This window comes from Mesorhizobium carmichaelinearum, assembly GCF_900199455.1.
GTDB lineage: Bacteria > Pseudomonadota > Alphaproteobacteria > Rhizobiales > Rhizobiaceae > Mesorhizobium > Mesorhizobium carmichaelinearum.
Map to the genome: position 1 here is coordinate 322,927 of NZ_FZQR01000003.1, position 12,438 is coordinate 335,364.

At 62.8% G+C, this 12,438-nt stretch carries 11 protein-coding genes; 1 reads left to right on the forward strand and 10 read right to left on the reverse strand.

What is annotated here, in order from left to right; translation table 11 throughout:
* Positions 1 to 49: 49 nt before the first annotated feature.
* From CKW40_RS08165 to CKW40_RS08190, 6 genes are all read right to left on the reverse strand, one after another.
* The gene (locus CKW40_RS08165; RefSeq protein WP_095199431.1) at positions 50 to 1,156 is read right to left on the reverse strand and encodes an ABC transporter substrate-binding protein; all 1,107 of its coding nucleotides are present in this window, start codon (positions 1,154 to 1,156) and stop codon (positions 50 to 52) included.
* A 243-nt stretch (positions 1,157 to 1,399) separates the two neighbouring features.
* Positions 1,400 to 2,572 carry an iron-containing alcohol dehydrogenase gene (locus tag CKW40_RS08170; RefSeq protein ID WP_095199432.1) on the reverse strand — a complete coding sequence of 391 codons (1,173 nt, stop codon included), beginning with the start codon at positions 2,570 to 2,572 and terminating at the stop codon, positions 1,400 to 1,402.
* A gap of 18 nt (positions 2,573 to 2,590) precedes the next feature.
* Entirely contained in the window at positions 2,591 to 3,979 is a 1,389-nt protein-coding gene (locus CKW40_RS08175) for an aldehyde dehydrogenase family protein (RefSeq protein WP_095199433.1), read from the reverse strand.
* 87 nt (positions 3,980 to 4,066) lie between these two features.
* The gene (locus CKW40_RS08180) at positions 4,067 to 5,437 is read right to left on the reverse strand and encodes a glutamine synthetase family protein (protein WP_095199434.1); all 1,371 of its coding nucleotides are present in this window, start codon (positions 5,435 to 5,437) and stop codon (positions 4,067 to 4,069) included.
* A 96-nt stretch (positions 5,438 to 5,533) separates the two neighbouring features.
* Positions 5,534 to 7,075, reverse strand: a complete 1,542-nt coding sequence (locus CKW40_RS08185) for an amino acid permease (RefSeq protein ID WP_095199435.1) — start codon at positions 7,073 to 7,075, stop codon at positions 5,534 to 5,536.
* A 22-nt stretch (positions 7,076 to 7,097) separates the two neighbouring features.
* A complete protein-coding gene (locus tag CKW40_RS08190) occupies positions 7,098 to 7,916 on the reverse strand; it encodes an N-formylglutamate amidohydrolase (RefSeq protein WP_095199436.1) in 819 nt (272 codons plus the stop codon).
* Positions 7,917 to 8,052: 136 nt separating this feature from the next.
* Between CKW40_RS08190 and CKW40_RS08195 the strand changes: the two genes are divergently transcribed.
* Positions 8,053 to 8,880 (forward strand): MurR/RpiR family transcriptional regulator, encoded by an 828-nt coding sequence (locus CKW40_RS08195; RefSeq protein ID WP_095199437.1) that lies wholly within the window; start codon positions 8,053 to 8,055, stop codon positions 8,878 to 8,880.
* A 62-nt stretch (positions 8,881 to 8,942) separates the two neighbouring features.
* Here the strand turns inward: CKW40_RS08195 and CKW40_RS08200 are convergent, their stop codons facing one another.
* The 4 genes from CKW40_RS08200 to CKW40_RS08215 are packed head-to-tail and all read right to left on the reverse strand — an operon-like array spanning position 8,943 to position 12,322.
* A complete protein-coding gene (locus CKW40_RS08200) occupies positions 8,943 to 9,353 on the reverse strand; it encodes a GtrA family protein (RefSeq protein WP_095199438.1) in 411 nt (136 codons plus the stop codon).
* A complete protein-coding gene (locus CKW40_RS08205) occupies positions 9,350 to 10,168 on the reverse strand; it encodes a ChbG/HpnK family deacetylase (protein ID WP_095199439.1) in 819 nt (272 codons plus the stop codon). Before CKW40_RS08205 ends, CKW40_RS08200 begins: the two co-directional genes overlap by 4 nt.
* Positions 10,165 to 11,148 (reverse strand): glycosyltransferase family 2 protein, encoded by a 984-nt coding sequence (locus CKW40_RS08210; RefSeq protein ID WP_095199440.1) that lies wholly within the window; start codon positions 11,146 to 11,148, stop codon positions 10,165 to 10,167. The genes CKW40_RS08205 and CKW40_RS08210 overlap by 4 nt, the downstream gene beginning before the upstream one ends.
* The gene (locus tag CKW40_RS08215) at positions 11,141 to 12,322 is read right to left on the reverse strand and encodes a glycosyltransferase family 87 protein (RefSeq protein ID WP_095199441.1); all 1,182 of its coding nucleotides are present in this window, start codon (positions 12,320 to 12,322) and stop codon (positions 11,141 to 11,143) included. Before CKW40_RS08215 ends, CKW40_RS08210 begins: the two co-directional genes overlap by 8 nt.
* Between the last annotated feature and the right edge of the window lie 116 nt (positions 12,323 to 12,438).

Genomic DNA, 12,438 nt, shown 5'->3' on the forward strand with positions numbered 1-12,438 from the left:
CGAGGGAAAGCCGGGCGGCCTCGCGACCGCCCGGTGGATTATCCAAGTCTTACTTGACGTTGGCGCCGACAACGGCGTCCCAGTTCTTGCTGATGGCTTCCTTGGCCTTGCCCTGCTCATCAAGCGTCGGGAACGCGGCCGCGGCATAGGATTCCGCCGGCGGCAGCTTGGCCAGCACATCAGCCGGGATCTTGCCGGCCTTGGCGAGATCGTTGAAGCGGATCGGGTGGCAATAGCCCTTCAGCCAGCCGATCTGGCCTTCGTCGGAATAGAGGTATTCCATCCACAGCTTGGCTGCGTTCGGGTGCGGCGCGTAGGCGCTGATCGCCTGCACGTAGACACCAGCGACAACGCCGGTCTTCGGCACGATGACGTCGACGGGCGGGTTGCCCTTCAGCGTATCACGGCCAGCAAGCGCGTTGTAATCCCAGTTGATCAGGATCGGGGTCTGGCCCTGAGCGAGCGTTGCGGGCTTACCGACGACCGGGACGAAATTGCCGGCGGCGTTGAGCTTCTTGAAGAAGTCGAGGCCGGCGGTGCCGGCGGCTTCACCAGCAGCGGCGCCCGTCGACAGACCGGAGGCATACACCGCCTGGATGGCCTGGTTCGAAGCGCGCGGATCACCAGCGACAGCAACCGCGTTGGCGAATTCCGGCTTCAGGAGATCGGCCCAGTCCTTCGGCGATTCCTTGATCAGGTCCTTGTTCACCATGAACGACAGAACGCCGTAATAGTCGCCGTACCAGGCGCCATCGGCATCCTTGGCGCTGTCCGGGATCGAGTCCCAGGTCGACACCTTGTAAGGCAGCAACAGGCCGTCCTTCTTGGCGGTCGGGCCGAAGGACAGGCCAACGTCGATGACGTCGGGCGCCTGCGGGCCCTTATTGTCCTTGTTTGCCTTGATCGCCTCGACCTCGTCGCCGGAGCCGGCATCGGGGTTGAGTTCGTTGACGGTGATTTCCGGATACTTTGCCTTGAAGCCGGCGATGACGTCGCCGTAACCGCACCAGTCATGCGGCAGCGCGATGGTGGTGAGCTGGCCTTCAGCCTTTGCGGCCTTGACGAGATCATCCAGCGAAGCCGCGGACGAAATCACCGACGACACCATAAGGGTCGCGGCCGAAAGGGAAAGCACCTTCCCCGTGAATTTGAACATGTGTTCTCTCCGTTGAACTGACGCCGTTGGACGCCTGCGATGCGGTATCGTTTTCATGTGACAGCCAGATGAAAGCTTTATGAAACCATTGGCCGGCAGCAGAAAAAGTTAACTCTTTTTAACGGGCTGTAGCAATTAGCCATCACTTATTTTTCCGGCTAATCACTTTCCGCCTTGCATTTCATCCTTTCCCCCTTGGTTTGCCCTGATTTTCCAGATCAATTTTCGGCAATGACGATGCCGTCAGATCGTCCCTGCGATGGCGTTTTCCAGCAGCGTCAGCGCCGCCTTCTTGGTCAGCTTGACCGGGTTGCCGCCCGCCGTCGGATCGACCACCGCCATGTCGGCGATCAGCGCCTTGCGCTTCTTGTCCATGTCGAGCCCCTTGATCAGGCCCGACAGGGCGTGCGGCACCTTCAGCTCCTTGCGCAGCTTGATGATCGCCTTGGCGAAGCCGTCAAAACCGCCCTTGATGCCACAATAGGCGGCGAGCCGGGCAATACGCTCCTCGATGGAGTCGCGGTTGAAGGCCAGCACATAGGGCATGAACACGGCGTTGGTCATGCCGTGATGGGTGTCGTAGAGCGCGCCGATCGGGTGCGACAGCGAGTGGATGGCGCCCAGTCCCTTCTGGAAGGCGGCAGCGCCCATGGCGGCCGCACTCATCATATGGGCGCGCGCGACAAGGTCCTTGCCGTTGGCATAGGCCTTCGGCAGGTTCTCGAACACCAGCCGGACACCCTCGACGGCAATACCGTCGGCCATCGGGTGATAGCCCGGCGCGCAATAGGCTTCGAGGCAGTGGGCGAGCGCATCCATGCCGGTGCCGGCAGTGATGAAAGCTGGCATGCCGACCGACAGTTCCGGATCGGCAATGACGATCGCCGGCAAGAGCTTCGGATGGAAGATGACCTTCTTGGTGTGCGTCTCCTCATTGGTGATGACGCCGGCGCGGCCGACTTCCGAGCCGGTGCCGGCGGTGGTCGGCACGGCTATGATCGGCGCGATCGCGTCCGAATTGGCGCGCGTCCACCAGTCGCCGACATCCTCGAAATCCCACACCGGCCGCGTCTGGCCGGCCTGGAAGGCGATCAGCTTGCCAAGATCGAGCGCCGAGCCGCCGCCGAAGGCGATGACGCCGTCATGCTTGCCCTTCTTGAACACGGCGATGCCGGCGGTGAGGTTGGAATCGACCGGGTTCGGCTTCACCTCGGAAAACACGCCATAAGGCACCTTGGCGTCGTCGAGGATCTTCAGCGTCGAAGCGACGACCGGCAGCTTGGCGAGCCCCGGATCGGTGACGAAGAGCGGCCGCTTGATGCCGGTGGCATCAAGCACCTCGGGCAGTTCCTTGATGCGCCCGGCGCCGAAGCGGACGGTGGTGGGGTAGTTCCATTTGGAGATCAGCTTGGACATTTTTTGTCTTTCGAAAAATCAGATGGCTTCGCGCAGGTGGAAGGATTTCGGCCGGGTCAGATTGTCGTAGCCAATGGCCGACAGTCCGGCGCCCTTGCCGGTGTCCTTGACGCCGGTCCAGACCAGGGCCGGATCGAGATAGTCGCAGCGGTTCATGAACACCGTGCCGGTTTCGACGCGGTTGCCGATCGCCACCGCATGCTCGGTGTCGCGGGTCCAGATCGAGGCCGTCAGCCCATAGGCGCTGTCGTTCATCAGCGCGACCGCCTCTTCGTCGTTGCGCACCTTCATGATGCCGACGATCGGGCCGAAGCTTTCCTCGCGCATGACACTCATCTGATGGTCGACCTCGGTCAACACTTCCGGCGCCAAGTAAGGCGAGCCGGCTCTGTCGTTAGCCACCTTCATGTTGATGTGCGCCTTGGCACCCTTGCGCAGCGCTTCGGCCTTCTGCTCGCGGATCAGATCGGCGAAACGCGCCTGCGCCATCGGCCCCATCGTCGTCGCTTGCTCCAGTGGATTGCCGACGACATAGTTCTTCGTCTCGGCGATGAACCCCTCGACGAACTCGTCATAGACCTTCTCATGCACATAGACGCGCTCGATGCCGCAGCAGCACTGGCCGGAATTGTAGAAGGCGCCATCGACCAGATTGGCAACCGCATGATCCATCTTGGCGTCGGGCAGCACATAGGCCGGATCCTTGCCGCCAAGCTCGAGGCCGAGCGTCATGAAGGTGCCGGCCGCCGCCTTTTCGATGGCGCGGCCGCCACCGACCGAACCGGTGAAATTGACATGGTCGATCTTGCCCGAGCCGAGCAGCTTCTCGGTCTGCGCATGATTGAGCACGACATTCTGGAACACGCCCTTGGGCAGGCCCACCTTGTCGAAGGCCTGCTGAAAACGCTCGCCGACCAGCAGCGTCTGCGCCGCATGTTTGAGGATGACGGCGTTGCCGGCCATCAGCGCCGGCACGATGGTGTTGACGGCGGTGAGATAGGGATAGTTCCACGGCGCGATCACCATCACCACGCCGAGCGGATCTTTCTTCACATAGCGGCGGAAGCCGTCCTTGGGATTGGAGGCCGGCACGGACTTGAGCGCCTGCTCGGCGATCTCGACCATGTAGGTGGTGCGTTCCTTGACGCCGCCGAACTCGCCGCCATAGCGCACCGGCCGCCCCATCTGCCAGGCGATCTCCGGCACGATCTCGTCGGTCATCGCGACCAGCGCTTCGAGCATCGCCAGCATGTACTTGCCGCGCTCGACGATCGGCGTCTCAGCCCACTTCTCCTGCGCCGCCTTGGCGCGCTCGACAGCAGCATTGACCGCCTGGTCCGTTGCCACGGGCCGCTCGGCATAGATCGAGCCATCGATGGGAGATATCAACTTGACCGTTTCGGTCATTCCTTCAGTCCTCGCACTTCATGAAATCTTGATTTTTGACGCCGCCCGCCATTCAGACGATGGCCAGGGGGCGGCTCCGGACATAGTTTAGTACCGCTCAAACCCTCTGTGCAGTTCCCAATCCGTAATGCGGCGGTCGTATTCGAACTGCTCCCACTTGGCGGTGTGGACATAATGTTCGAGCACGTCCTCGCCGAGCGCCTGCTTCAGCATCTTCGACTTGGCCAGCGTCTCGGTGGCGTCGCGCAGCGTCTTCGGGATCTCCGGCAGGCGCGAGGCCTGATAGGCATCGCCGACGAACGGCTTTTGCAGTTCAAGCTTCTCATCGATGCCGGCGAGGCCGGCGGCGATCAGCGCCGCGAAGGCGAGATAAGGGTTGAGGTCGGCGCCGCCGATGCGGCATTCCATGCGGATTCCCTTGGTGCCCTCGCCGCACAGGCGGAAGCCGGCGGTGCGGTTGTCCTCGCTCCACATGATCTTGGTCGGCGCGAAAGTGCCGGCCTGGAAGCGTTTGTAGGAGTTGATGTAGGGCGCCAGGAACCAGGTGAACTCCTTGGCATATTTCAGCTGTCCGGCGGCCCATTGCTGGCCAAGGGTGGATAGCGTCCAGTCCGCCTTCTTGTCGAAAAACAAAGGCGTCTTGCCGTCGGCGCTCCACAGCGAATTGTGGATGTGGCTGGAGTTGCCGGCGAGCCCGTAATTGTACTTGGACATGAAGGAAATCGCCTTGCCCTCGGACTCGGCAATCTCCTTGGCACCGTTCTTCAGGATGACGTGGCGGTCGGCCATGTCGAGCGCCTCGGCATAGCGCACATTGATCTCTTCCTGGCCCGGGCCCCATTCGCCCTTCGAGTTCTCAATCGGGATGCCGGCCGCATCCATCTCGTTGCGAAGCCGGCGCATGACGCCTTCTTCCTTGGTGGTGATACCGATCTGGTAGTCGCCAATATAGGGCGACGCCGTGTCGAGACCCTGCCAGTGCTTCTTGCGGGCGGAATCGTAGGTCTCGTTGAACAGATAGAATTCGAGCTCGGAGGCGAAGTAGCCGATATAGCCGCGCTCGGTGAGCCGCTTGACCTGCTTCTTCAGGATGGCGCGCGGCGAATGCGGCAGGTCGTCATGGGTGTGGTGGTCGAGCACGTCGCAGATCACCAGCGCGGTCTTTTCCAGCCACGGAATGCGCCGCAGCGTGGCGAGATCCGGCTTCATGACGAAGTCGCCATAGCCCTTCGACCAGCTTGCCGCCTTGTAGCCGGGCACCGGCTCCATATCGATGTCGGCGGCGAGCAGATAGTTGCAGCCATGTGTTTCGTCATGCGCGGAATCGACGAAGTACTGCGCCAGGAACCGTTTTCCCGCCAGCCGCCCCTGCAGGTCGACGATGCAGGCCAGCACCGTGTCGATCTCACCGCTGGAGACCGCTTTCTTCAACTGATCGAACGAGAAATTTCCGGCCATTCCTTTGGCACTCCAGCGCTTGACGTTTCGGGCTTGTCATATTGAACGGAAATAAAAAACCGTGGCGAGCGAACCCGCCACGGTTTGATTGGCTGTTTAGGCGGATTCGCCGACGGCCTTTTCGGCCGCTGCGATGGTCGCCGTGCGCTTGGCGATTGCCGCCTCGCCGATGGGTGGACCCTGGAAGCGGCGATTTTCAACGGCGAACCACAAAACGACGAGCAGAACGATCAATCCGATCGCATAGTTGATCAGGATGTCGAAGGGCGGCTGGATGCCGGCATACATCAACACCAGAACACCAAGCACGGTGATGATGGCGAACGGCTTTGACCAGATGCCGAGCCGGAACGGTCCGAACTCAGTCCAGCTCTTACCTTCCGCGAGAAGTCCGGCTGCGATCGGCATGGCGTAGGAGACATAAAGGAAAAGAGCGCAGCCGGCTGCCAGCGCCGCGAACGCCGGCGAATAAAGGGTAGCGGCAATCGAGAGCACCACGCCGAGCCAGATGGCAGGCACCGGCGTGCGCCAGGTTGGCGAAACCTGCTTCCACAAAGACGACCCGGGCAGGCCCCCGTCACGCGAGAATGCGAAGATCATGCGCGATGTCGAAGTGAGCCCGGCCAGCGCGCACAGATAGTTCGACAGCACGATGGCGATGCCGAGCAGAGCCTTCAGCCAGGTTGGCGCCGGCAGATTATTGAACAGGTTGAACCAGGCATTGCCGCCGTCCTTGGCGGTCGCCAGGAGATCGGGGCTGGCCAGGACGAAGGAGACCGCCATGACGAACCCGAAGACGAGAGACCACAAGACTGCATGGATCATCCCTCTGGGCACCGCAACGCGGGCATTGTGCGTTTCCTCGGCCGTATGCGCCGAGGCGTCGAAGCCGGTGATGGTGTAAAGCGGATAGAGAAGGCCGATCAGGAAGGCTACGAGTGCGGTGCGAGCCGTCGGAACATAGCCACCACCGAGATCGCCGGTCGTGTTGACGAAAGTCGTCAACCGCGCAAGATCGAAGCCATGCGCGCCCCAGATCAGGAAGGTCAGCGTCAGGACAACCGCAACAACGAGGATGAGGTAGCCGGAAAAGTCGGTCAACATCGTCGTTGTCTTGATGCCGAGATGATTGAAGAGGCCTTGGGTGACGGTAATCAAGACGACTGCCGCCGTCTGCTGCCAGAAGCCCCAGGCCGATGTGTCCCAACCGAAGATCGGACCCGCCACGAGCCCTTGAAACAGCAGATAGACGCCGACATTCACCGAAGCGACAACGAAGATCAGGCCGAGCAAGTTGATCCAGGCCGTGGCCCAGCCCCAGCCGCGTCCGCCCAGGATCGACGACCAGTGATAGAGGCCGCCGGCGGTGGGATAGGCCGAGCCGATCTGGCCGAGAGAAGCCGCGACCACGAGCGCGAAGACGCCGCCGATGACCCAGCCGATGGTCGCCTCGAAACCGCTGCCGGTGGCCATGGCCAATGGGAAAGACGTAATGCCGCCCGCCAGAATGCAGATGATCGAGAAGGAAATGGCGAAGTTGGAGAAGCCGCTCATGCGGCGAGCCAATTCCTGGGCGTAGCCCATATTGTGAAGGATCTTTGTGTCCTCCGACTTGTCAGAGTGATCAGGTGTTGTCATGTCAGAATTCCCCTATTGGTTCTTAGCTGGCCGATTGAACTGACTTTCCGACTGCGCTTCGTCGAGAGCCCTTGGCCTCCTCTGGCTCCAGATTCGAAAAAATGCCCGTGAGCAGATCCGCCCATTTCCGCTGCCCGGTCTCGCCGGCGATTTCATCGTTGCGGATTTCGATCATCGCACAGGGCAGCCCGCGCGAGCGCGCATGCCGTTCCAGCGTGAAATAGACGCGGTCGGCCGGCGAATAGGGTTCGTTGACGCCGACGGTGATGCCGGCAAGCCGCTTGAGCGCCGATATCAGCGGCGATGCCAGCCGGCGGTCCTCATCATGGATGATGCCGATATGCCAGGGCCTGATGTTGCCCTTGTAGACCGGGGTGAAGGAATGCACGGAAACCAGCCGGGTCTCCTGGCCGCGCGCCAGCCTGTCTTCGACAATCTGCTCGATAGTGCTGTGAAACGGCTGCCACGACAGGGCGACCCGCGCCGCGCGCTGTTTTTCCGACAGGCCGGCATTGCCCGGTATGGCTGTCGTCTCGCTGACCGGCGGCACCAGGTCCGGCGCATCGAGCGGCCGGTTGCAATCGACGACGAGACGCGAAATGCGGGTTTCGACCAGCGTCGCATCGAGGGCCTGCGCCATGCGCAGCGCCACCGGCAGCGCACCCGGATCCCAGGCGATGTGGCGCGACAGGTCCTCGGCGGCAAGGCCGAGCGTACCGAATTCGGCGGGCAGGAAATTGGAAGCGTGATCGCAGGTCAGCACGAAAGGGCTCGATCCGCCCGGGTTGGTCACCCCTACGGTATCGGACGATGCAAGGCTGGCGGGCCGTGCTTTCTCCATAGTCTGCGGTCCCCGGGGAGCGCTGTATCGTATGTTACGTATTTTGCCTCATTGCGTCCCTATGGATGATTTCATACAGTTTACCCGGCTTTGTCAAATGCGATCTCGTGGGCCAGGCCAAGGGGTGGGGGAAAAGATGATTTCCAGCATTGCCGAACTGATCGCCGACCGCCTCGGCACGATGCCGGCCGGCGAACGGCGCGCGGCGCAGACGCTGATTGCCAGCTATCCGATGATCGGCCTGAAGACGGTTGCCGAATTCTCGGCCGCAGCCGGCGTCTCCTCGCCGACAATCCTGCGTTTCGTGGCCCGGCTCGGCTTCCAGAACTATCCGGAATTCCAGTCGAGCCTGCAGGACGAACTGGCGGCGCAGCTGCAGTCGCCGGCGATACGCACGCTCAACCCGCCCTCGCCCGGCGGCGGCACGGTTTCGCCGATGCTGGAAGCAACGCTCGACAATATGCGCGAGACCTTCCGCCATCTCTCCGACAAGCAGCTTGCCGATATCGCGGCACGGCTTGCCGACCGGCGTGGCAAGACATTCCTGATCGGCGGCCGCTTCACCGATCCGCTGGCACGTTACATGGCCGCCCACCTCGCTGTCATCCAGCCCGATGTCTTTCACCTCGCCGGACAGGAGAGCATGTGGCGCGACAGGCTGATCGACATGGGCAAGCGCGACGTGCTGGTGATCTTCGACATCAGGCGCTACCAGGACAGCCTCGTCCGCTTCGCCGAGAAGGCGCATCAGCGCGGCGTCCAGATCGTGCTCTTCACCGACCAGTGGCTGTCGCCGATCGCCCGGTTTGCCCGCCACGTCATCGCCGGCCGAACCGCTGTGCCGTCGGCATGGGATTCCTCGGCCGCGCTTTTCGTCGTCGCCGAAACGCTGATCGGCGCCGTCACCAGGCAACTCGAGGCCGACGGCGCACGGCGTATTCGGGAAATGGAAGAGTTGCGTTAGGGCAAAGATGGGAAGCTATGTCTCGTAGCGCGGGACACAACATCCGCGCGGCGCAGTAGCCACTACTTCAGCAGCCGGCCTTCGATCGACCAGCGCGCGGCGAGGAAATTCAGCACCGCCGCCACGATGACGCCGCCGATCTTTGCCGGCCACACCCCGGCAATGCCGGCGAACAGTGCGAGCGACAGGCTGGAAACGCCGAGCGAAATCAGCGCCCCAAGCGAGACGAAGCGCAGGAAGGCGTCATGCAGCCGGATGGCGTGGTTGCGCTCGAACGACCAGAAGCCATTGGCCACGAAAGAGAAGACGACGGCGATCGACCAGGAGACGACGTTGGCCGGCAGCGGCGGGACATGCAGCTTGAGCAGCAGGAAAAAGCCGGCAAGGTCGATCGCCGTATTCACCAGCCCGACAATGGCAAAGCGCACGATCTTGCTGCCGGTCGAACGGCGGGGCTGGTCCGTGCCGCTCATCCCTTGCCGTCCATGATCTCGACACCGGCGTGGGCGAGGCTCGCGCCGAAATCGTCCGAGGCCAAGACCGCGTATTCCACCTCGCGCACGCCTTGCATCGGGTCGCGCGCCCGCAGCGTCTCGTCGACATAGCCGGGATGGCACATGAACAGGCCTTGTTCCGGTAGCGTTTCCACGGCGGCCTGCAGAACCGGCGCGAACCGCTCGGGTTGCCGCCAGTCATAGATGCCGGCGAGCGGCGCGAAAAGGGTGAAGCCGGCGCGCGCCATAGAGCGGTTGAAGCCGGCGGCTACGGCAGCGATTGCCGCGACTTTCGGCGCCACGGCGGCATGGCCCAGCGCCGGCGCACCGCGCAGCGCCGGCCTGCCGCCCTCTTCGGAAAAATGCGCCCGCAGCCATTTGCGCACGACAGGCAGGAAGTGCACGTGCTGGTGCCCGTCGATGAAGTCAGGCTGGCGGCCAAGAGCTTCGACGAAACGGCTGTACTGCGCGTCGAGCTCGGCATGGACATCCCGCTCGTCAATGTTTCCGCGCAGGACCGGCAGTGCCAGCGACCGCAGCGGCGGCAGCCGGCCTTCCGGCGCCAGGCTCGATTGGCCGGTGACAGCCGGCTGGTCGGTGAGGGTCAGGTGCAGCCCGACCGCCGCGCGGCCGCACAGCGGCTTTATACGCGCCGCCGCATCAGGCCATTCCGGAAAGCCGGTCATGCAGCTGGTGCCGGTCAGGCGGCGGTGATCGAGCAGGTCGAGAATCCCGGCGGAGACGCCGGGCGCCAGGCCGTAGTCGTCGGCGATCAGGCGGATGCGCCGCGTCATGCGCCGGGCGCGCCTGGCGGCCTGTCCGAAACGTCACCACGCACGACATCGCGCACGATATAGACCGGCCGATCCTTGCTTTCCGAAAGCGTGACCCAGACATATTCGCCAATCAGGCCGAGCAAGGTGAGGTTGAGGCCGCCGAGCAGAACGACGGCGACCATGAGGCTGGGATAGCCGGGGACGGCGATGCCGTAGAACATCACCTCGAAGAACACTTTGGCTCCGTAGATGATGCCCGCCAACGCTGCCAGCATCCCACTCAGGCTGATGATGCGCAGCGGAATGACGGAAAAGGACGTAAACCCTTCCAGCGAGAAGGCGATCAGGTTGAGCCGGCTCCATTTCGACGTGCCGATAGCGCGGTTTTCCGGCGAATATTGTATGGCTTTCTGGCGGAAGCCGGCCCAGGCGAACAGGCCCTTGTTGAAGCGCCGTTTGTCGCGCAGGCTGGTCAGCGCGCCCACCACGGCGCCACGCATGACGCGGAAATCTCCCGCGTTCTCCGGAATGTCGAAACGCTGGCTGCTGTTGATCAGGCTATAGAACAGCTTCGCCAGTTGGCTGCGCCGCCAGCTGGCCTCGCGGCGGTCGTTCTGCGCGAAGACGACATCGATATCCGGGTTTTCCACCAGCTCGGCGATCATCCTCAGGCTGGTGTCCATCGAATGCTGCAGGTCGGCGTCCATGACCAGTGCCATGTCGCCGCGCGACTGGTCTAGGCCGGCGAGCACCGCGACCTCCTTGCCGAAATTGCGGCTGAGCCGGACGATCTCCCAGGACCCCGACAGCGCCCGCGAAAACCGCTCGGCGCCATCGTCGCGGCTGCCATCGTCGACCAGGATCTTGTGGACTTGCATGCCGAAACGTTGCGACACTTCGGCTTCAAGCTTGCCGAGCAATGCGGCAAACGCCGACGCCGATTGCGCCTCGTTGAAGAACGGCGCCACGATATCGAGAACGGGCCGCGACTCAGCCATTTGCGACAGGCCTTTCATTCATCATCTTACCTCGCGTCACCTTGTCTCCTGCTTTCGCCCAGAACCACCAGATCAGGGAGCTGGCGATAACGGTGACCGCGATCGGCCGGAACCAAGGGTAGGTGAAATCCTGGATATGGCGCTCGACGCCGGTCAGCCCTGTCAGGAACAGGGTCACCGCGAGCACCGACGCCAGAGCACCGCCGCGTTCCTCGCGCCACAACAAGGCGACAGCGAGACCGGCGGGCACGGCGATCATGGCATAGGTGTTGGGCTCGACGCGCGGGTTGAAGACGCACATGTAGAACGTCGCCGTCAGGAAGATGGCGAGACCAGCCGTTCCGCGTTCGAGCTTGCGGTCGAACCAGATGACGGCTGAAAGCGTGAACAGGGCCATGACGATGCGCACGATCGTGGCGCAGAATTCCGGGAGGGGCAGCCCCATTTTGGTAAACGGCGCCGTGAAATCGGTGGGAACGAAATGGCTGGTGTTGTCGACGGCCATCGAGGTCAGCATCTGGCCAAAAACACGATACTGGTCGTTGAGATAGCTTGCGGGAGCGAAAGCGTAAGGCAGTGCGAGCACGAACAGCACCGCCAGCACCAGCACCGGTATCAGCCGCAGGCGCAGGGCGCCCACCAACAGCAGCATGATGATCGCTGTCGGCTTGGCGATGATGGCGACCGAAGCCCAGAAGAAGGTTTCGGCGCGCCGTCCTTCGAGCGCCGACAAGGTGAGAAGCCAGCAGGCGCCGGTCAACAGGATCGTCGCCTGGCCGTTGCGGATCGCCCCCAGCGCCATCGGCAGGGCAAGGAACAGCCCGAAGGACAGCAACCATGGCAACTCTCCGCCGCCGAGCTTGCGCACCTGCCGCATCGCGGCGAAGGTCAGTACCGCGAAGCCTATGATATGCCACACCAGGCCGCCCAGATGCGGGCCGAGCTTAAACAGCGGAACATAGAGCGCGGCAAAGGCCGGCGCGTAGAGATACCCCATCTCGGACTGGAGATCATAGAGCGGCCGGCCGGCCAGAAACTCCTGGCTGCCATATCTGTAGGCCGACAGCACGCTGCGCGTGTCGGGCGCCAACAGGACGAGGACAAGAACGACCAGGAACGCTCCGATCCACAGGCCAAGTCCCAAACGGTCGAAAACCGGCTTGGACATCGTCATCAAGACACCCCACAACATCCGGAACAGGCTCGGTCCAGCACTGTCCCGGCATACGATGGCGGCGGCATATCACGGACAAAGCGGCGAGGCATAGGGGGGTTGATCGGCGCAAAGGC